Source organism: Hydrogenophaga sp. GW456-12-10-14-TSB4 (genome assembly GCF_059424305.1).
In genome coordinates this window covers 1-18848 of sequence record NZ_JBWKZH010000091.1, presented here as the reverse complement: position 1 = coordinate 18848, position 18848 = coordinate 1, and the positions used below count along the sequence as shown (strand labels likewise).

Annotated in this window: 15 protein-coding genes and 6 pseudogenes; 6 read left to right on the top strand and 15 right to left on the bottom strand. The window is 63.6% G+C overall.

Annotated features, from left to right (window positions below):
- The 9 genes and pseudogenes from AC07ZS_RS27430 to AC07ZS_RS27390 form a co-directional block, all read right to left on the bottom strand.
- Positions 1-384: pseudogene (locus AC07ZS_RS27430) on the bottom strand (transposase); the annotation flags it as partial.
- 51 nt (positions 385-435) lie between these two features.
- Entirely contained in the window at positions 436-891 is a 456-nt protein-coding gene (locus AC07ZS_RS27425; RefSeq protein WP_494801610.1) for an integration host factor subunit alpha, read from the bottom strand.
- A 265-nt stretch (positions 892-1156) separates the two neighbouring features.
- Positions 1157-2344: an HlyD family type I secretion periplasmic adaptor subunit gene (locus AC07ZS_RS27420; protein ID WP_494801609.1), complete on the bottom strand. Its 1188-nt coding sequence runs from the start codon at positions 2342-2344 to the stop codon at positions 1157-1159.
- Positions 2345-2358: 14 nt separating this feature from the next.
- A complete protein-coding gene (locus AC07ZS_RS27415; protein WP_494801608.1) occupies positions 2359-4659 on the bottom strand; it encodes a type I secretion system permease/ATPase in 2301 nt (766 codons plus the stop codon).
- Positions 4652-5899, bottom strand: coding sequence for a TolC family protein (locus AC07ZS_RS27410; RefSeq protein WP_494801607.1), 1248 nt, complete (start codon positions 5897-5899; stop codon positions 4652-4654). Before AC07ZS_RS27410 ends, AC07ZS_RS27415 begins: the two co-directional genes overlap by 8 nt.
- On the bottom strand, positions 5896-6936 hold the full coding sequence (locus AC07ZS_RS27405; RefSeq protein WP_494801606.1) for an NAD-dependent epimerase/dehydratase family protein: 1041 nt from the start codon (positions 6934-6936) through the stop codon (positions 5896-5898). The genes AC07ZS_RS27410 and AC07ZS_RS27405 overlap by 4 nt, the downstream gene beginning before the upstream one ends.
- 16 nt (positions 6937-6952) lie before the next feature.
- A complete protein-coding gene (locus AC07ZS_RS27400) occupies positions 6953-7450 on the bottom strand; it encodes an arsenate reductase/protein-tyrosine-phosphatase family protein (protein ID WP_494801605.1) in 498 nt (165 codons plus the stop codon).
- A 44-nt stretch (positions 7451-7494) separates the two neighbouring features.
- Positions 7495-8325: a UDP-glucose 6-dehydrogenase family protein gene (locus tag AC07ZS_RS27395; RefSeq protein WP_494801604.1), complete on the bottom strand. Its 831-nt coding sequence runs from the start codon at positions 8323-8325 to the stop codon at positions 7495-7497.
- Between the two features lie 5 nt (positions 8326-8330).
- The gene (locus AC07ZS_RS27390; RefSeq protein WP_494801603.1) at positions 8331-9401 is read right to left on the bottom strand and encodes an NAD-dependent epimerase/dehydratase family protein; all 1071 of its coding nucleotides are present in this window, start codon (positions 9399-9401) and stop codon (positions 8331-8333) included.
- A gap of 1323 nt (positions 9402-10724) precedes the next feature.
- On the opposite strand from AC07ZS_RS27390, the gene AC07ZS_RS27385 reads away from it, so the two are divergent.
- Together AC07ZS_RS27385 and AC07ZS_RS27380 are read left to right on the top strand one after the other, a co-directional pair.
- Positions 10725-11360, top strand: a complete 636-nt coding sequence (locus tag AC07ZS_RS27385) for a response regulator (protein WP_494801602.1) — start codon at positions 10725-10727, stop codon at positions 11358-11360.
- A gap of 327 nt (positions 11361-11687) precedes the next feature.
- Positions 11688-12038, top strand: a complete 351-nt coding sequence (locus tag AC07ZS_RS27380) for an Hpt domain-containing protein (protein ID WP_494801601.1) — start codon at positions 11688-11690, stop codon at positions 12036-12038.
- 76 nt (positions 12039-12114) lie between these two features.
- On the opposite strand, the gene AC07ZS_RS27375 is transcribed toward AC07ZS_RS27380, so the two are convergent.
- Together AC07ZS_RS27375 and AC07ZS_RS27370 are read right to left on the bottom strand one after the other, a co-directional pair.
- Complete coding sequence (locus AC07ZS_RS27375) at positions 12115-12531, bottom strand: response regulator (RefSeq protein WP_494801611.1); 417 nt, start codon at positions 12529-12531, stop codon at positions 12115-12117.
- A gap of 18 nt (positions 12532-12549) precedes the next feature.
- Positions 12550-12792 (bottom strand): annotated as a pseudogene (locus AC07ZS_RS27370) (transposase); the annotation flags it as partial.
- Between the two features lie 61 nt (positions 12793-12853).
- Here AC07ZS_RS27370 and AC07ZS_RS27365 point away from each other — a divergent pair.
- Positions 12854-13442 (top strand): annotated as a pseudogene (locus AC07ZS_RS27365) (integrase core domain-containing protein); the annotation flags it as partial.
- 31 nt (positions 13443-13473) lie between these two features.
- Positions 13474-13654: pseudogene (locus AC07ZS_RS27360) on the top strand (integrase core domain-containing protein); the annotation flags it as partial.
- A gap of 178 nt (positions 13655-13832) precedes the next feature.
- On the opposite strand, the gene AC07ZS_RS27355 reads toward AC07ZS_RS27360, so the two are convergent.
- From AC07ZS_RS27355 to AC07ZS_RS27345, 3 genes and pseudogenes are all read right to left on the bottom strand, one after another.
- Positions 13833-14297 carry a hypothetical protein gene (locus AC07ZS_RS27355; protein ID WP_494801600.1) on the bottom strand — a complete coding sequence of 155 codons (465 nt, stop codon included), beginning with the start codon at positions 14295-14297 and terminating at the stop codon, positions 13833-13835.
- Between the two features lie 166 nt (positions 14298-14463).
- Positions 14464-15026 (bottom strand): annotated as a pseudogene (locus AC07ZS_RS27350) (thioredoxin domain-containing protein).
- Positions 15013-15684 carry a protoglobin domain-containing protein gene (locus tag AC07ZS_RS27345; RefSeq protein ID WP_494801599.1) on the bottom strand — a complete coding sequence of 224 codons (672 nt, stop codon included), beginning with the start codon at positions 15682-15684 and terminating at the stop codon, positions 15013-15015. Before AC07ZS_RS27345 ends, AC07ZS_RS27350 begins: the two are co-directional and overlap by 14 nt.
- Before the next feature lie 20 nt (positions 15685-15704).
- On the opposite strand from AC07ZS_RS27345, the gene AC07ZS_RS27340 reads away from it, so the two are divergent.
- Together AC07ZS_RS27340 and AC07ZS_RS27335 are read left to right on the top strand one after the other, a co-directional pair.
- Complete coding sequence (locus AC07ZS_RS27340) at positions 15705-16619, top strand: AraC family transcriptional regulator (RefSeq protein ID WP_494801598.1); 915 nt, start codon at positions 15705-15707, stop codon at positions 16617-16619.
- A 457-nt stretch (positions 16620-17076) separates the two neighbouring features.
- Positions 17077-17379 carry a VOC family protein gene (locus AC07ZS_RS27335; protein WP_494801597.1) on the top strand — a complete coding sequence of 101 codons (303 nt, stop codon included), beginning with the start codon at positions 17077-17079 and terminating at the stop codon, positions 17377-17379.
- A 1006-nt stretch (positions 17380-18385) separates the two neighbouring features.
- Here the strand turns inward: AC07ZS_RS27335 and AC07ZS_RS27330 are convergent.
- Positions 18386-18744 (bottom strand): annotated as a pseudogene (locus tag AC07ZS_RS27330) (helix-turn-helix domain-containing protein); the annotation flags it as partial.
- Between the last annotated feature and the right edge of the window lie 104 nt (positions 18745-18848).

Here is an 18848-nt window from a genome sequence, read left to right as displayed (position 1 = left end):
GGGTATGGGCCTGGAGTCGTCTTGGCTGCGCTGGCTGGGCGCTCTGCCCATCCATGCGTAGAAGCCGCTGTGGGAGACCGCCAGAACCCGGCGCATGGTGCGGGTGGGCCAGACGCTACGAGCCGCGAGATGACGCCGAACTTCACTGCGGGTCCTTGGCAAAGTAGCCGAGCGCTTTTTTGGGATGTCGCGCTCCGTGGTCACGCGACGCACGTCGCGTTGCAACCGCCCCACCTCCGTGATTCCTCACTGCGAAGAAGCCGGCTCGATCTGAGGTCCAACACCCCACAGCGCGCCTGAGTGAACCAAAGCCTGAGCACGCAGGTCTGAAAACCCAAGTCCCGGGCGCGCAACGGTTGCGCCAGGCTGCTTGCGCAGGTTCACTGCCTCACGTTTGAACTCGTCCGTGAAGCTCCTTCGGGCTTCTTGTCATGCCTATCTCCTGGACCTCTCCCCCGACCCCCGGACTTTTCCAGAGGTAAGGCTGCTTTCTGGCATGCTCGAAGAGGCGCAAGGAGAAGCAATGAAGAGGTCGAGCTTTTCCGGAGCTGTTCGAGTTCGCGGTGACCGTTTGTCCATCATCTGCCGCTTGAACTTCGGCCCGGTAGAAAACCTGACAATCTGACGAGGTGAGACCTCCACACTTTCCCCTGTCCTTGGATTGCGCCCTGGGCGAGCCATCTTTTGGTGGACTTCAAAGTTCCCGAACCCTGCGAGCTTCACGTCCTCGCCTTTGGACAGACGCTCCAGAATCAAGTCAAAAAAGAGCTCGACCAGCTCGCGAGCTTCCCGGCCGTTGATGCTCATCTGATCCACTAGCAAGCACGCCAGTGCGGACTTGGTCAATACGGGAACTTTGAGGTCGTCAACAAAATCGATCATGGCGTCCATTCAGGTCACATCAGGAAAATGGCCAAAGACTGAATCCTCGCGTCCCAGAGGCTCAGGCGGGTTGGTATCAGAGGCCGGCTCGGCCTCCCATGCCACAAATCGGTGGTGGAGCTATTTTATCAGTTATGACGTATTTGTCATATTTATGATATTGAATTGCTGAATGACTGTGTGCGCCCGGTGCGAGCAGACCGATCACGCCCCTTCAACCGGCTGTTGGCTCAGATCAGGATTTGTGCCTGCGCCGAGCGGAGGCGTGCCGGCCTCAGCGCTCCGCCAGCGACTCGCTCATCGTCTTCACGATCGGTTTGGTGAGGTACTGCAGCACGGTCTTGCGGCCGGTCATCACCTCCACGGTGGCGGTCATGCCAGGCAGGATGTCTAGGCTGGCCTGGGAGCGACCGCTGAACTGCCGGCCGGTGGTGCGCACGCGCATGCGGTAGTAGGGCTGCTCGCCCTGCTTGAGGTCTTCGGTGAGGGTGTCGGCGCTGATGAAGTCGAGCTTGCCGGGCAGGTCGCCGTAAATGGTGTAGTCGTAGGCGTCGATCTTCACGCGGGCCTCCAGCCCGGGTTTGATGAATGCAATGTCGGCGGGGCGCAGCTTGGCTTCGACAAGCAAGTCATCTTCCAGTGGCACGATTTGCATCACCTCTTCGCCGGGGCGTATCACGCCGCCCAGGGTGGTGATGCGCACGTTCTTCACCACGCCGCGCACGGGGGCACGCAGTTCGGTTTGCTCCAGTGCATCGCGGCGCTGTGCCAGCGACTGTTCGACGCCCAGCAGGTCTTCTTGCACCTTGCTCAGTTCAGCCTGCGAGTCCTGGAAGTACTTGTTGCGCTTGTTGGTGATCTGCGATTTCATGTCGGCGATCTGGCGCTGTAGCCGCAGGATTTCGGTGCGGCTCACGTCGCCCGAGGCCACCAGCGGCAGGTTCATGTCCAGCTCTTGCTGCACCAGCGTCGTCATCTTGACGATGGCGTCGGCTTCTTCGTTGAGCGCGGCCCGGCGCTTGCTGAGCAGCGAGAGTTGGTTCTCCACCAGATCAGGGTAGTTCCTGCGCAACTCGGCCGGGAAGCTGGGCATGCCGCCGAATACCTCGGCGTGCAGGCGGGCCCGGGCGGCAGACAGGCTGGCGGCCTTCGCGCGCGTTTCCAGGAATGCCGTCTGGGTCCGTGTCTTCTCCAATTGCGCGAGGATCTGCCGGGGCTCGACCACATCACCTTCCTTGACGAGCATCTCCTGCAGCACACCGCCTTCTGGCGATTGAATGAGTTGTGTGCGCGAACTGGCGATCACCGCGCCCTGGGCGCGGGTGACCTCGTCGATTTCTGCCCAGTGGGCCCAGGCCAGGAAGCAGCCCAGGGTGAGAGCGGTTATCCACATCAGCTGCCGAGGCTGGCGCAGTTCGTCGGACAAGAAGCGCTTGGCGGTTTTGTGGGATAGGTCTTGCATGGAGTGGAATTTCGTTAGGTCGCGCTCGTCTCACGCACAGAGGGCGTTGCGGCCGGCGATGGGCGCACTTGAGGCGCCTGAGCTGTGCTTGCGCCCGCTCGGACAGGGGCGGGGGCGCGCGGGGGGGCGCCGGTTTGCAGCTGGCGAAGTTTGTCAATGACGGCCTCGCGGGGGCCGTCGAGCAAGATGCGGCCGCGGTCCACCACGATGAGGCGGTTCACCCGCGGCAGCACGGCGGGTTTGTGGGTCACCACCACCAGCGCCGAGTCGGGCGAGATTTCTTCGAAGAGATGGCGCATCACCGTGGCTTCGAGTTGCGCATCCATCGACGCGGTGGGCTCGTCGAGCAGAAGAAGTTTGGGCCGCGCGATGAGCATACGCGTCAGGCCCACCAGTTGGCGCTGTCCGCCCGAGAGGCCCCGACCACCTTCCGAAATCTCCAGTTCCAGTCCCTTGGGGTGGGTCTGCACCACCAGGTCCAGCCCGGTGAGTTGGCAGGCCGCCAGGATGGTGGCGTCGCTGGGCGTGGGCAGGCCCAGGGTGAGGTTTTCTCGCAAGGTACCGTTGAACAAGCGAACGTCTTGCGGCAGGTAGCCGATGTGCTCGCGCACGTACTCGGGCGCTAGGTGCTGTACGTCCACACCATCCAGAAAGATCTGTCCTTCTCGGGGGTGGTACAGGCCCGAAAGCAGCTTGATGAGCGTGGTCTTGCCGGAGCCCACCGAGCCAATGACGGCGATGCGCTCGCCCGGCCGAATCTCCAGCGCCGGGACGGTGAGCACCGGTTGTTGAGGGTTGTAGTGGAACGCGACCTTGTCCAGTCGCAGGAGGCCCTCGCAGGTCTCGGGAACGACCAGGCGCTGTGAGGCTTCGCGGTCGCTGGGCATGGCCATGATGGCGTCCAGCGCCTTCAGCGCGATCTGGGCGTTCTTCCACTGGATGATGAGTTGCGGGATCTGTGCCATGGGCGCCAGCGCCCGGCCGCTTATGATGGAGCAGGCGATCAGGCCCCCCATGGTGAGGTCGCCTGCGGTGATGGCGTAGGCGCCTGACGCAATCAAGCCCACATAGCTCAGTTGCTGAATGACCTGGGCCATGTTGGTGCCCCGGCTGGTGAGGGCCCGCAACTGCAACTCGTTGTCGGCCATGGAGGTGCTCATTGCCTGGTAGCGCTCCAGCATCTTCCACTCGCCAGCAGAGGCCTTGATCGATTCGATGCCGTCGATGGCCTCGATCAGCAGTCCGTTTTTGCGGTTGGACTCTCGCATGTTGGCGCCGCTGAGTCGCTCAATGGGCTTGAGAAAGAGAAAGCCCACCAGCATGCCAATCGGAATCATGGCCATCGGAACGATGGCCACCGGACCGGCGATCAAGGCTATGACGCCCACGAAGAACACGGCGAAGGGGGCGTCGGCCAAGATGAACAAGGTTGATGTGGTCATGAACTGGCGCACCGATTCGAAGTGCCGAATCTGTGAGGCGAACGTGCCCACGGTAGCGGGCCGGGCGTCCATACGGATGTCCATTGCCTTGCCGAAGAAGACACCCGAGAGTTCCATGTCAATGGCCTTGGAGGCGCGGTCGACCATGTGGGAGCGCACCTGCTTCATCATGAACTCGAGCACGATGGCCATGAGCGCGCCAGCGGTGAGCACCCACAAGGTGGCGTAACCCTTGGTGGGCACGACCCGGTCGTACACCTGCATCGAGTAGAGCGATGAGGTCAAGCCCACGGCGCTGATGATGAACGTGGCCAGCATCGCTTCCACAAAGATGCGGCGGTGCTTGCGCAGGGCATGGGAAAACCACTCGGTGGCTGTGCGCGGCGCGCCCTCGTGCTGGGTTCCGGTCGATTCGGGCAGTGGCCGAAGGGACAGGAACTGCCCCGCCTTGGCCGCAGAGGCGCTGAGCTCCTGGGTGCGGCCATCTGGGTTCTCGGCGCTCAACGCGCCAGATGAGAGCTGGCCGCGCAGCAGCAGCACCTGCTCGCCGCAGCGCGAGACCCACAGCAAGGGGAAGTGCCCAGGCAGAAGCTGCTCCGGCGACAAGGTGCGAACGTCTGCCCCTGGGAAGCGGCCAATCCACATTTCCCCGGCCTGTTGCGTCAGCTCCAGCGTGGACAGATCCACGCCACCGGTGGTCTTGAGCTGCATGGAGAAGCGGTGCACCGGAACGGCTTGCCCCAGCAGCGCGGCCAGGCGAGACAGCAGGGTCGCGCAGGCGGGAGAGGCGGCCGCGGTAGGCGGCTCAGGTGTGGCTGGGGCGCTTGGGCCGAGGTGAGAGGCCGAGGGCGCAGCGGTGTGGAGATCAGTCATGAATCGTGTCGGCCATGTGGTCGGGCTGCAGCACGCCGGCCAGCACCATCAGGCGCAGCTTGGCGAGCAGCAAGGGGGCTTCGATGTCGGCCAGGGTGTAACGGGCGTTGGTTTTTTCGCGCTGGGCGTTGAGCACGTCCAGCCAGGATTTGCGGCCCACCTGGAACTGGCGCAGGTAAGACTCCACCACCTCGTCGGCGGCACCCAGCAGGGAGCGGGCCGGTTCGAGCTGGGTCATGAGCGAGCCCAGTTCGTTCCAACTGGTGCGCACCGATTGCTCCAATTCCCGTTGGTGCTGTTCGAGCGCGTCCCGCGAGGCTTGCTGGCGCGCCACCGCGGTCTCCACCGCCGAGAGGCTGGACAGACCCGCCCCGGTTTGCAGCGACACGCCCAGAAACACGCGCCCCCTGTCCTCCCCCTGCGACAGTCGGCCGAGCTTGAGGTCGTAGCCGAGGTTGACCTGGGGCATCAGGGCCGACTTGGCCGTGTCGATCTGCGCCTGGCTGGCTTCGATCTGCGCCTGCAAGCGAGCGCGTTGCGGAGAGTGCGTCCAGGCCGCCTCCCGCAGGCGGTCCAGCGGCCAGTCGCCCAGCACCACGGAGCGCGGCATTTTCAACTGCTCAACCTGGGCGCCGACGATCTGCTGCAGGTTGGAGCGCAGGGTCTCGAGCTGGCGCTCGAACTGCAGGCGCTCCGAGATCGCCTGTTGCAGCCGTGCCCGGGCCTGGGTGGCGTCGGTGGATGGGCTCACCTCCGCCTTGACCCGCCGCTCGATGACATCCAGCAGGCGTCGGTGCTCGGCCTCGTTAGCCTGGGCGGCCTGCAGCCGTGCGTTGAAGCGAAGGCTCTCGAAGAAGGCCTGGCCAGCTTCGAGCACGATGGCCTGTTGCGCTTCCGACAGCGTGGCCTGCGAAGCGGTCACGTTGGCTTCGGCCAGGGCGATCTGGCTGGTGAGCCGTCCCCCCGTCCACAGCGGTTGCTGAACACGCGCCACCGACTGGTCAGCGCCCTTGGCGGCGACGATCTCGGTGCTCAGGCTGGGGTAGCGGCCCCAGCGGGCGGTCTGCAGATCCAAGGTGGCTGCGCGCATTTCACTTTGGCGAATCTTCACCGATGGATGGTTGCGCCTGGCTTCCTGGAGCACGTCGGTCAACGCCCAGTCTTTGGCTTGAGCGCAGAAGGCGAGGCAGCCCAGCAGCGTGGCGCAGACGAGTTTGAAGGGGCGGGGACTGGGGTTCATGTGAGGGTGTGCAGGCGGGTGCAGGGTGGTTCCGCCGTGAGGTCCAGGCGCGGGGCATGGTGGACATGGAAGTCCATGCAGGCCAACTCCAGGCCGTAGCCCAGGGCCATGAAGGGTTGCCACCCCAGGGATTGAATGCGTTGGCTGCTGAGCACCCGGCGGGAGGTGGGAGCAGCCGTTGGCGTGCTCAGGTGAAGTTGCCCGTGGTAGCCGAGCACCTCGGCAATGCGCTGCGCGAGTTCTGCCATGCCGATGTCGCGAGAGGCGCCGATGTTGATGTGGGGAAACTCGTTGTGCACCACGCCGTCGAGGGCGTGGCGGGGCAGCTCCATGGCGTGCACCAGGGCCTCTGCCGCGTCGTCTACAAAGAGCAACTCCACCGTTAGGGCCTGACTAGCGGCCAGCGTGAGGCTGGTCTGCCCCTTGGCCTGTGCCCAGTGGACCTGCGCGATCAAGGACGCGACCGGGCTTGGCAGCATGGCGCAGGCAGGCGCGCTGTCGTAGCGGTCGCCGGGGCCGTACACCTGGCACAAGATCGCGCCGCGGTAGTCCATGCCGAGCTGGGCACCGTATTGGCGTGTGATGGCTTCGCACAGGCGCAGCCCCGTGAATTGGGACAGCCCGATCTGCCCGTGTTGCCGGTCGTGCAGTCCGCTGCCCATCCCTTCTTCTGCGATGGGGGGAATCGCCGCCGGGGGATAGCAGCGGGCGTCGCAGACGTACATCAGCTTCTTCACGCCGGCGTGAAACGCCGCCTCGATGGTGTTCAGGTCTTGTGTCAAGCCCTGGGCGATGGGGCCGGCCGAAGCGTCATGGGCCGACTCGGGCTGGTGCAGGGTGGCCGCGACGAGGTAGGCCTGATCGGGGCGTTCGCGCTCGAAGAAGGATGCCAGGTCGGCCGCTGGGCGTGAGTCGGGTGTGTCCGGGTTGAGGATGTGCCGTCGAGGGTGGCCCAGGCGCATGAGTTGCCGCGCAATGGCCGCTCCCACCATGTGCTGGGACCGTGTGATGACGATTCGCTCGGCGGCTTGGATCATGAGGATGACTCCGGTCTCAGCAAGCTTGGGCGGAGGCACTAGAGATCCGGGAGGGCGCCCACTGCGGCGCTGACCCTTGGACGACGTGTCGCAGGCACTGGACCCAGTCGATCACGGCGTTGCGCAAATCGTTTGCCAGTGGCTCGAGGTCTTCCTGCGCATCTGCTTCCAAGAAGGGCATTTCGAGCAGCCGGAAATTTCCCAGCAGGAACGCGTGTCCCTGGATGCTGGGGAAGTCGCTCTTGAGGCGGGTGTGCTCGGGCCAATTCATGGTCAGCACCAGATCCGCGCGCTGGCACAAGGTGATGTCGACGGTCTGCGCCCGATGCATCTGCAGGTTCAAAGCCTGTGCCTGGGCCCACCGACTGGCGACTGCGCAGGCAGGGCTGCCGGGCAGCGCGTCCAGCCCGGCCGATGCCACGCTGAGCTGCGGGATGGCTTGCCTCAACATCGCTGCGGCCAGCGGGCCACGGCAGGTGTCGTAACGGGAGATCAGCAGGACGTTGCGGAGCATGGTGGGAGGTGGAAGTCCGGGTGAAAAGGCACACCAGCGCGTTGTCAGGCCGCCACTGCGGCGTCGACCACCAGCCGCGCCCAATGGATGGCGGAGGGGTGTGCAGTCAGTTCGGGCAGGCCGTCCAGGTCCAGGCCTTCCAGTAGCTGTCCCAGATCAAGGCCGTGGCGGGTGGCGTAGCGGGCCACTTCCGAGTAAGACAGCTCGCCGCCTTGCAGCAGGCGTTTGTGCTCGAAGAGGTAAATGGCTTCGGCCTCAGTGGCATCCGTGAACACGACCGACAGTGAGCGGCCTCCCAGGCAGTCCCGCAGCATCCAGGCGAACTTGGCTGCCCTGATGGAGCGCTCGCCCATCACCAGGCGCTTGGGGTGGCAGCGGTCATGCAAGGCGTTGCCCGGTTGAAGCACAACAGGGGCCACGATGGGGACGCGGTCCTTGGCGTGAGCCAACGAGCGGTCGGTGTAGCCCACCGGCAGATTCGATGAGATCACCACCAGGGCCTGCGGGTTGAGGCGGTGCACGGCCTCCAGGTGGTCATCGAGATCCCGGGTGTTGACTGACCTGAACAAGGGGTCGTAGCGCGTGGGGGTGGTCACAATCACGCAGTCGGCGTGCTCGATCGCATCCTCCAGGCAGGTGGTGGCCCGCAGCTTCAGCGCTTCGCGTTGCAGGTGGGCCGTCAGCTCTGGTTCATCCAGCGGCGAGCACCCGGCGTTGATGGTGTGTGCCCGCTCCGGGTGGGCGTCGAAGACCACCACCCGGTGTCGCCTGGCCAGCAAGATGGCGGTGGCCAGGCCCACTGGGCCGGCGTGCAGGACGGCGATGCGCTGGGAAGGCTGACAACCCCTGGGCGCAATGGTGCAGAGTGCGTTCATGGCGATCATGCCTGTGGGTTTTTGCGAAGTCGGTGCGCGGGCCCCGCCGGGCGCCTCACGGGTCGCGGCAGGGTCTGCAGGTAGGCCCGAATGGTTCGGCGAATGCCATCCTCCAGGGCGGTGCTCGGTCGCCAGCCCGTCAGGCGCAGGCGATGGGCGTCCAACTGCTGGTGGGGGCCGCTGGCGCTGTCGTCCTTGCCCGGTCGGATCTGACCCCGGTAGCCAATCTCCCGTGCGATGGCGCAGGCCATTTCGCCCACTGTCAGCGACCCACTGCTGCCCGCGTTGAAGTGGCGCCAGCCCGCTCGGGTATGGCGCAAGTAGGTGGCCGAGGGCATGGCCATGACGTGCAGGCAGGCATTGGCGAAGTCGCCGCCATACAGCCAGTCTCGGCGCTGTTCGCCGCTGCCCCTGAGGTCGACACTGGGGTGGTCGAGTTCGTGCGCTCGGTGAATGCGCGCGATCAGGTCGGGGACCGTGCCGGCCGAGGCGGAATCGAACGTGTCACCCGGGCCAAAGGTATCGCCGACGACCAAGGACCGGTAGTCGATGCCCCGGCTGGGGCCGTGTTGTGCGCTGTAAGCCTCGCACAGCCGCAAGCAGGCGGTGTGGGCCGCAGCCAAGTCCAGGCTTGTCGGTGCCGGGCGGGCCATCATCAGGTCTTCTTCTGCGTTGGGCCCCATGGCCCCACCCGGATACACGTCCATCGACCCCACGAACAACAGCTCGCGAACGCCAGCGCGCATGGCCAGGTCAATGGCCTGCGCCGGCACCAGCAGATGGGCTTGCAGCACTTGGGCCGGGTGGATCAGCCGGTGTTGAAAAGAGGGCGGGGCCCCCGGGCAAATCACCACCTGCCGGGGCTGGAACACCTCCAACTGCTCTTCGACCATGAGCAGCGCCGTCATGGGCGAAAAGACCTCCAGGAACGGATCGATCACCCGAGTGGGCCGGGCATCGGCGCTGAACCGGCGCTGCAAGGCGCTCAGTTGCGCCCCCGGCGAGCCGATCAGCAGCACCTTTTCTGGTGGGCTGCAGGGCACGGCTTGGCGGTCGACGTCGAGGTCTTGTTCCATGGGGCGGTCTTGGCGGAGACGGGGGCGTCGGTGGTGAGCCGATGCCGCATCGCAAGGGGGCCTGGGGTTTGCTGAGGAGTCACCGATATTAGTTGATAAAAATGTCAAAAAATATAAATAACATTTTTTCGAATTTAATCTAACATTTTTGTGAATTTTTTCTGCTGACCGGGGCGCGCAGCGCCTGATATCACCAGCTCGCCACTTGGCGCGCGGTGAAGCGGTGTCGTGAGCTCTTGCTGGGGGGCTGGCGTGTGCCCACCAAGTCCAGGCTGATGCTGGCCAGTCGGCCTGCGGTCCTGATCCCAGGATGCGTAGGTTTCCAGGCCAAGGCCTTCGTTCCGCAAGCCTCGACGCCGAAGTTCCAGTTGGACTGGCATCGCCTCGCTTGCACGCTGAGCGCGCCTGAGTCGTGCCCACGCACCGTGTCGGAGCCGCCAATCTGCAGGTGCTCGCTGGGGGGGCTGGTGGCTGTGGCCCACGGCGAGCTGGTGGGCGCCCGCGAACTCGAGGTCGCCGAAGCCCTGTTGTCGTAGCCGCCCAGTCGCCAGGTGGAGCGCAGCAGGCTGCGGCCCGTTGCCGTGTCGCGGGTGGGCGCCATCACCTCCGCAGATGGGAGCTTGAGCGCCACCAGCACCGGAGGGGCCTGAACTTCGGGGCCCTCAAGGCCGCCAGCGGCCTCACCCTGCACGCCACTAAGGCGTGGAGCTTCGGCACCACGGCGAGCTACGCGGTCTACGGCACCAGCGTGGAAGCCCAGGCCACCACCGGAGCCATCCAGCTCACGCGCTTGACGGCCAAGGCGCTGAGCCGCGTGAGCACGGGCTCGGGCAACCTGCGCATATCCACCGTGGGCTCCCTCAAGTCCGCGCAACTGGTCGCCATTACCAGTCCAGGTGTGCGCTCGCTTCCCACGGGCTTTTGAAAGATTTCCCCGGGCGTTGTGCTGGAGCTGCCAAGTGCCCCTTACCGCGCCCAGTTCGCCGACGACAAGGGCATCTACTACGGGGCCGCCGCATCGGCTGGTGTACCGGGCCGAACACGGCCTTACCTCTGTGGTGAATGGAGGCTCTATGCGCCTTACGCCGAACCCGGTTAGGCGCTGGCATGGACCGAGCCCCTCGTCTCGGTAACCGAGAAATGACGGGCACCGCCGCAGTCGGCAGCCGGTCACCTTGGCGGCCTTGGGGCTCAGAAGCGGCCATCGCGCGACCGCCGAAGGGAGGGGCGCCCTTCGGCCTCATTCTGAAAGTGAAAGGCGAGCCTCCCAATTGATTGGCTTGGCATAAAATCGCGTTCCATTTCCAAAACTGACAAAGCGACATGAATTCATCAGCCTTGGATGACTCAACAACGGGCGTTTGCGGCACCTTTCATGCAGCGAAGTTGCTGGGGATGTCGGTGGGAACTGTGCAGTCCCTGGTGGAAAAGGGCGAGCTTCAAGCCTGGAAGACCAAGGGAGGCCACAGGCGGATATCGCTGGACTCCATCCGGAAATACCAACGCGAGAACGGCCTGACCGCCATCCAGACGCCATCAGGTGACCTGATTCGAATGCTCGTGGTGGATGACGATCCCGTCTTCCTGACCCTCATCGAGGACGTCACCACCAGCTGGAACCTGGGCGTCAAGTGCGTGGCCATCTCGTCGGCCATCGAGGCCTTGATGAACATCAACACGCTGCGCCCCCATGTCCTGTTGACGGATCTCCGTATGCCAGAGGTGGACGGTTTTGATTTCATCATCAAACTGAGATCGAATCCGCAGTTTGATCTACTGCACGTCATTGCCGTCACCGCCATGACGGAAGACGAGATCAATAAGCGAGGCGGGCTGCCGAGAAATGTCATTCTCATGCGGAAGCCCCTGGACATGCAGTGGCTGCATGGCTTCATGTCGGCCTTGTGGTTGGTCGCCGTCAATTCGGCCTATAAGGATTTTCGGGCGTCGGAAAACTGAAGCGACGGCTTGGGCTTCACTCGGTGTGAGGAGTGCTGAGGTGCGAAGTGTCAGGTGGGCGCCTTCTCAGAGCGATTTTTGGGTGGCGAGGGCCAGTTCGCAGCCCGGTGGTGGCCCCGAGGACCGCTGCCTGCGGGCGCACTCACCCCCGGGTGAGCTTCAAAAGCGTTCGGCGCACCATCCAAAAAATGCTCCGTGCGAACAGAGTGAGAGGCTGAGCGATGTTCTTGGACGGCTCCCCACACCGACATTTCAAGTCAGTTCGACCCGGTCAACACAGAATTTTGTTGACCGGTTTCACAGCCAAGAACCGCCCCGGGGTGCGAAATGAACAACCCACGTTTGGTTGATATGGATCGATTTCAGCGGCAGGTCGGCAATTTACCGACCTTTCGGAAGGCCGCTTTGGTGTTTGTGGGGTTGTTGCCTAGTTGGAAGGGAAAGGTTTCCGAGGCCGTGTCTGGTCAAGATTGGAGTGGCCTCGGCGACTACGTTCACCAGATGAAGGGGTGCTGCGGGATGTTGTGTGCCTTCATGCCGGCGGAACAATTGGCTGAAATCGAATGCTTCCTCGCAAAAGGCGAGTTGGACAACGCGCGGAAATCGGTTCACTCGATCATTCAATTGCTAGGTAAATTGGACGAAGAGTTGAAGTCAGTCTGGCTGGAAGACGCTTGAGCCGTACAAGCCGTCGGGGTAATGTCGCGAGTGTGCGAGATGGCGTGCGCGACGGCATGACCTCTCCACGCCATTCTCAGGGCGGGGGCAAGGTAGAGAGAACCGAGCGGAGCTGGTCCATCGACATGGGTTTGGTCAAATAGCCGTTCATCCCTGCTTCGGTGGCGCGTGCCCGTGTTTCGTCAAGGGTATCTGCTGTGAGCGCAATGATGGGAACACTCGGCAAATTCATGCGCTCCTCCCATTTCCGAATTCTTCTGGCCGCGGTTATGCCGTCAACCGTGGGCATGCGGACGTCCATGAAGATCACCCGGGGTCTGAGCCCACGGATCAGCGACAGCATCGCGTCATCCGCGCTTTCTGCGTCCACCACCAGCCACCCGTCCTTGGTCAGCATCGAGTTCATGAGGAGCCGGTTGATCGGGTGATCGTCGACCACCAAAACGCTGCTTTTCGGCGGGCGTCCCTCGGAATGGTTTTCGTGGTTTTGCATGAATATAGAAGCAAAGGTAACCTGCTCGCGTTCCAGCGCTTCAAACATCTTGTCCAGCACGCCCGCCTTGGTCCAGCGACGCATGCGCGTGTAGATGATGTGCCAGTTACCAAACCGCTTGGGCAATCCGCGTCATTTGCAGCCGTGCTCGGCGCCATACAGCATGGCGTTGACTACTTGCAGATTGCTCTGGCCGAGATTGCCGCGTTGCAGGGGCAAGCAATGTTCGATACGCGAGAACTGTTCAGGTGTGATTTCCATACCCGCAGTTTCTTGGCAACCTGCTGTTTTTGGAATTGGTGTTAACACGCCTAGCTCAGGTGGGCTACTGCTGGCACATCGGCCAACGCCCCCGCGTTCGCAGCATCGTCATGAAGGTCGCGTGGCAGTCGACACGAGCGATCAGCGCTGGTGTTCCGGTGGCTTCCGAATTCAGGTGCGACAACGGCGAGCCCGTGCGCGCAACGTTCGACCTGGACTGCTGCGACCGTGAGGCAATGAGCTGGGTGGCCACCACCGGCGCGCAGACGGGCGACATCGTGCTCGACGTGATGCTCGCTGCCGTTGAGCATCGCTTCAACTAGACATTGCCCAACGCGCCCATCGAGTGGCTGACCGACAATGGCTCGCCGTACATTGCCGAGCGCACCCGCTCCTTTGCGTTGTACATCGGGCTACGGCCCTTGACGGCACCAGTGTGCTCGCCGCAGAGCAACGGCATGGCCGAGTCATTCGTCAAGACCATGAAGCGCGACTACGTCGCCTTCATGCCCAAGCCCGATGCGCGCACGACGATACTGAATCTGGCACTTGCCTTCGAGCACTACAACGAACATCATCCTCACAGTGCCTTGAAATACCGCTCGCCTCGCGAGTTCCGGCGTTCGAGGCATTCTTTAAACCAAGGGTGACATGGTGTCCGCAGATGCGGGGAGCACTCCAGACTGCTACCAGAACGCCCTGGCCGAGCGGCTCAACGGCACCTCAAGTCCGCGAGTCCCTGTTGCAACGCCCCGCCAATCTGGAGTAGGCTTGGCTCAAGGTAGGGCAGTCGGTGCTCTACAGCCACGAACGACCTCATTCATCGCTCCAAATGCAAACGCCTGATGCGGTGCATCGGGCGTCATTGGCCGGGCTGTCCCGGCTTTGTTTTGCCGTCCCGGTGTCAACTTGGTTCAGGACGGGTCACTGTGCCTGGTAGCGCATGGACCACCGAACAGGTCTCGGTGCGCGTACTCGTCTGCATCACCTCCACGGGTCCACACCGCCTGCGGCTGCTTGAAGGTCTTCAAACGAACATGTCAGGGCCGACTACTTTGTACAGGCGCTGCGTTTAAAAACGCTCCCTCCGCGTCGTCCGCGAGGACCTGGGCAAACTTCGCGGGGTCGTTGAGATCGTAGGTGAGCTCGTTCGTGATGAGAGCAAGGGCCGTGGCCCACCTGTCGTGGAACCGGAGGCCGTCAAGGGTTCGCAGCTTTGCCACGAAGCCCGTGAAGTCGTCGTTCGAGGCGAAGAGTTGGCGAGGCCAGCGGCGGTCATCGACCAACCCGTTTTCGATTGCACCGGTGATGCTGTCGAGATAGACGTGCAGGGCGACGCTGTCGCTGTAGCACATGGCCGTGAGCGTGCCGGTTGCCGGGTCGTAGCCACCCACGATACCGATGGGGGTTCCGTAGCGGTTCTCGATCTCTTGCGCAGTTCGGCCTGGGGTTGGCTCGAACGCGAGGAAGGCGGGTTGGTGGGTGAATTTCTCGATGAATGCCATGTTTTCCTCCGTTGTTGGTGGGTTCTACTTCGTATCGGAACTCGCGCTCAAATCGCCTGCGTGGACCCATGCTACGCGGCAATATCGGTATGCGCGCAGGGAACAGAAGGGGTCAACCGCACGCGAGGGCACGCGTGGGATCGGAGACGGGCCGTGTGAGAGCACGTCAAGGTTCGGACGGGTTTGCGTGTCTTCGGTCGCGCGCGTGGCGATGCACATGAGACTCCAGGTCGCCTGCATCACCCGCAGCCTGTTCGGTGCGCTCGACCACCAGTTGACCGAGCAGTGCACCGACGCGCAGATCGTCGAGCTGTCCGAAGTGATTCAGGCGCAGCCGGCCCTGGCGATCCAGCAGCACGAGACTCGGCGTGCCGCGCAGCCCGAAGGCCTGCATGGTCAGCGGAATGACCCCATGCTCCGAACGCTGGTCGATGTCGATCGGGAAGGCAAGGCGGTACTCGCGGACGAACACACGCAAGGCATCGGCGCGCATCACCGCATGGTGCTCGAAGACGGTGTGCAGGCCCATCACTGCCACCTCATGCTCAGGAAAGGCGCCGCGGATGCGGCTGGCGGCAAGCCATGCGCGACACATGCTGGGCACAGCATCTGAAACGCATGCAACACGACCACACGGCCGCGAAGCGGCGCAAGGCTGATCGGCTGCGGCGTGTTCAACCACTCGCTGACCTGCAGGGGAGGGGCGATGTCCAGGTTAGAACTTGCCATCGCGCACATACGGATAGCTCCAGAGAATGCTCTGCAGAAGGACCGACTTTACCCAGGCCGCGTGCATCTTCTCGACGTCAGCCGCGGATGCGCCCTTCTTGGCCAGGAACGGCTTGAGCGTTGTCGTGAGGGGGATCGTCAGCGCCGACAGGTAGCGGAAGTTCACGGACGGCACGCTGTCGGCGCGGTCCGTCGCGTTCTTCTTCGGCTCGGTGTGTCGCAGGCCAATCTCGTTCTGATAGTCGAGCCAGGCCTGGTCGTAGTTGGCGTCGGCCGTGTCCAGGATCCACTGGCCGAAGCGCTTGCGCACGTTGCCCAGATAGGCGGCATCGGGCGTGCCGGTCGCGTTGTTGCGGAAGTAGTGCACGAGGTGCGGCGTCGACGCCACGAAGCCGTACCAGATATCGAGGACGTCCTCCGTCTGATCGGCCAGGATGGGCTTGCTCATGCGCAGGTAGCGCACATCCTCCTCGGTGAAGAGCATGGTTTTCTGCAGGGCCTCCAGGTCTTGCAGCGAGTACGGTGCCTTGGCCAACGAACTCTGGCCGAAGCTGTAGCCGGGAATAGCCGAGACGGTTTGTGCGCTGCCGGACATGGACTTCTCCTTCGTGGGTGCCTGGTGGGTGAGGTGTGTGTCGCTGCACGCCGACAGTGTCATGTCCAAATTGGTACCATTCGATGCTTTTGATCCAGAAAACGATCCATTTCGTCCATTGCGAGGCCTGTATGCCTGCCCCTGTTGATCGGCTGTCTACCCTGCTGGAGCGGTTTCACGTGCGGGCACACCTGTTCCACAACGGTCCGTTGTGCGGGCTGACGCGGTTCGCGGCCGAGCCGGGCCGCGGCTTCCTGCACGTTCTGCGCCGCGGCAGCATGGTCGTGACACACCGCCCGAAAAACGGCGCTCCGCGTAGGATCGAGGTCCATGAGCCGACCCTGTTGTTCTATCCGCGGCCCCTCGCGCACGACTTCCACAACGCGCCGGCCGAGGGCTCGGATTTTGTCTGTGCCACGCTGGATTTTGACGGTGGCGCCAACCACCCGCTCGCGCGCGCACTGCCTGCGCTGGTAGTGCTCCCCCTGCGCGCCGTGGACGGCCTGGACCACACGCTTGCGCTGCTGTTTGGCGAGACAGAGCACGTGCGCTGCGGCCAGAGGCTGCTGGCCGACCGCCTGTTCGAGGTGCTGGTGCTGCAACTGCTTCGCTGGCTGCTCGACCACCCGGCTGACGCGGGCCTGCCGACCGGGCTGCTGACAGGCCTCTCGCATCCGAAGTTGGCTCGGGCGCTGGTATCCATGCACGAGCGGCCGGGCGAGGCGTGGACGCTGGCGTCGATGGCGCGCTGTGCCGGCATGTCACGAAGCGCGTTTGCCGCCGTCTTTAAGGAGCATGTTGGCCAGACGCCCGCCGAGTACCTGATGCAGTGGCGCATGTCGATCGCGCAGAGCCTGCTGCGCAGCGGAGGTTCGGTCAAGGCCGCGGCCGATCGGCTCGGGTACGGCAGCGCCTCGTCGCTGTCGAGGGCGTTCACGCAGACCATCGGGAAGTCGCCCCGGGCATGGATGCGGGCAGGCCACTGTACGCGGCGATGAGCGGTGCGAACTCGAGGGCTGTTCAATCCGGATCTCCGCCACCGCCGGGGCATTCGGCTCGTCGGTGTTCGCATTTGCCATCAGCTCGCGCCAGGCCTCACGCATGCGCGGCTCGAATCCTCCTCGCCGGCATCGATACCATGACCGCAGTCAGCCAGTTCCACTCGCAGGCCTATTGAGCGGGCACTGACCGCGTCAGCGACTACTTTCCCCAGGCCTTTGCGCTGGCGCGCGCGGGTCGGAGGGAGGAGGCGATGGAGTTGTACATCCGGCGCGCAGCGACAATACCGCAGTGACCCCGCCCTACCTCTCTGCGACAGGCGCGCTCAATCGGTACCTGTGGAAGTGCCAGGACAGGCTGGCAGGTTGCAATGGGGGGGGGGCGCTGCGCGCACCGTCCTTCCGCGCGGCGGATCGCGCCCATGTGGCACGAAGCGCTTTCCGAACCCGCTGGCGCATGACAGCGCCCCACACCATGGGCGAAGACCATGTGCCCTCCACAGACAAATACAGCCCGCACATCCACATCTTTTTCGAGATGGAAGACGGCAGAAGCATGGCTTTCTTTGAGTGCCCGCAGGACGCTGGAGAGCCGTCCGGTCGCGATCCGCACGCGCCGGCCTGGGTGCAGCATTTCGCCTTCGAAGTCGAAAACATCGACACCCTGCTGCAAGCCAAGAGAGACCTGGAGGCCAAAGGCCTGTCCGTGGTCGGCCCCTCCAATCACGACGACTTCATTACATCGATCTACTTTTTTTGATCCCTCAGGCCACCGCCTGGAGCTAACGACCCGCACATGCGATCCGCGCGTTACCCGGAGTTCGAGGCCGAAGCCCCCCAGGTGCTGGCGTTGTGGAATGCGACCCACGACTGGTCACAGCGTGAGAAGGCCTTTGGCGCCAAGACCGGGTAGCTGAGGGCGGCTATCAGACCGTCTGGCGCGCCTTGACGCGACCAAACTCGGTGAATGCCGTGACTGCACGGACCATGATCTCCTGTTGGGCTTGCACCACGCCGGCCGCCGCCAGACGAATGGAGGCGTTCGCGATATCGATCTCACCGGTGATGCGGCCGCTGGTCCATAGGGGTTGGGTGACCCGCAGCGTGGTGCTGCGTGCACCATTGCCATCGCTCCCGACTGTGCTGACGGACCCGAAAAGCGCTGGCGCTCGGCCACTTCCCGTTCCATCACAGCGGCCTGGCGTTCGCTGCGACGGGCCGCGACGCTGAGGTGTTCGGTCAAGGCCGTCCGCAGGGCCTCTTCCAACAACAGGGGCTGCGCTTGGGCAGACCGGAGATGAGCAGCGTCAGGGCGGTCGCTGCACGCAACAGGTGCCGCTTGAACTGGGCTAGCCGCGAAGCCGGTGGTAGTGCCCACGGCGAGGCAGACCGCTGTGGGGTTTTGGCACCGAATGGCGTGGGGGAGCGAGCTCAGTGGCGATGGATCGTGGTGGTTTCGCAGCGGTGGCTGGGGACCGCGATGCCGTGACCGGATGGCTATTGGAAATGATAGCAAAGAGAGATTGGTGCCAAGAAATGATATTGGCAATACTGGGCGATCGCAGATTTCGGCGCTGCCCGCGCCTTCTCCGGCCGGCTCCTCATGGTGTGGGGATCGGGTGGCTGAGGCCCCCTCGCACTCTCACACCTCCGAAAAAAAAAGTTCATCGAAGGATTCCGGGGAAGGCTGCGCGGATCTTGAGGTAGAAGTACTCCTCATCGCGGTAGCCGTAGGCTCGTCGTTTGATGACCTTGCTGGTGTTGTCGATGGCCGACCAGTCCGGCTCGACAACACTGGCTTGCAAGCGCATCTTGTCAATCGACTTGACCGTGTGCCACCCCAAGTCGAAGAACGCGGCCACCGCCTGCACTCTGCTGGCTCTCAGCAGCTTCTCGCATGCATCGGCGAATCGCTGCGTGACCCTCTGGTAGCGCCCCAGCCAATCCAGCTTCTCCAGCCGTGGCCCCCGCAGCGCTCGCGCAACACCCTGCGACGCGGCACATGCAGAACCACCCGGTACTCGAACAGCGGCAGATCGCGAACCCGGCGCACCGTCGTCTCATGCACCTGCTGGCAGCACGCACCACATTGCTCGCAGTGCATGACCTTGCTCACGGGCCTCAGATCGCTCAAGATAATTGTCGCTGACCACCGGGGTCTGTTGAACCTGTTCAAGGGCCGCCGCCTGGTCTGTGCCGATGGCACGCTTCTGGCACCGGCCCAACGTG

Coding starts and splice junctions, on each gene's coding strand:
- AC07ZS_RS27425 (WP_494801610.1), bottom strand. CDS start 891: ATGGACGCCATGATCGATTTTGTTGACGACCTCAAAGTTCCCGTATTG.
- AC07ZS_RS27420 (WP_494801609.1), bottom strand. CDS start 2,344: ATGCAAGACCTATCCCACAAAACCGCCAAGCGCTTCTTGTCCGACGAA.
- AC07ZS_RS27415 (WP_494801608.1), bottom strand. CDS start 4,659: ATGACTGATCTCCACACCGCTGCGCCCTCGGCCTCTCACCTCGGCCCA.
- AC07ZS_RS27410 (WP_494801607.1), bottom strand. CDS start 5,899: ATGAACCCCAGTCCCCGCCCCTTCAAACTCGTCTGCGCCACGCTGCTG.
- AC07ZS_RS27405 (WP_494801606.1), bottom strand. CDS start 6,936: ATGATCCAAGCCGCCGAGCGAATCGTCATCACACGGTCCCAGCACATG.
- AC07ZS_RS27400 (WP_494801605.1), bottom strand. CDS start 7,450: ATGCTCCGCAACGTCCTGCTGATCTCCCGTTACGACACCTGCCGTGGC.
- AC07ZS_RS27395 (WP_494801604.1), bottom strand. CDS start 8,325: ATGAACGCACTCTGCACCATTGCGCCCAGGGGTTGTCAGCCTTCCCAG.
- AC07ZS_RS27390 (WP_494801603.1), bottom strand. CDS start 9,401: ATGGAACAAGACCTCGACGTCGACCGCCAAGCCGTGCCCTGCAGCCCA.
- AC07ZS_RS27385 (WP_494801602.1), top strand. CDS start 10,725: ATGAATTCATCAGCCTTGGATGACTCAACAACGGGCGTTTGCGGCACC.
- AC07ZS_RS27380 (WP_494801601.1), top strand. CDS start 11,688: ATGAACAACCCACGTTTGGTTGATATGGATCGATTTCAGCGGCAGGTC.
- AC07ZS_RS27375 (WP_494801611.1), bottom strand. CDS start 12,531: ATGCAAAACCACGAAAACCATTCCGAGGGACGCCCGCCGAAAAGCAGC.
- AC07ZS_RS27355 (WP_494801600.1), bottom strand. CDS start 14,297: ATGGCATTCATCGAGAAATTCACCCACCAACCCGCCTTCCTCGCGTTC.
- AC07ZS_RS27345 (WP_494801599.1), bottom strand. CDS start 15,684: ATGACACTGTCGGCGTGCAGCGACACACACCTCACCCACCAGGCACCC.
- AC07ZS_RS27340 (WP_494801598.1), top strand. CDS start 15,705: ATGCTTTTGATCCAGAAAACGATCCATTTCGTCCATTGCGAGGCCTGT.
- AC07ZS_RS27335 (WP_494801597.1), top strand. CDS start 17,077: ATGACAGCGCCCCACACCATGGGCGAAGACCATGTGCCCTCCACAGAC.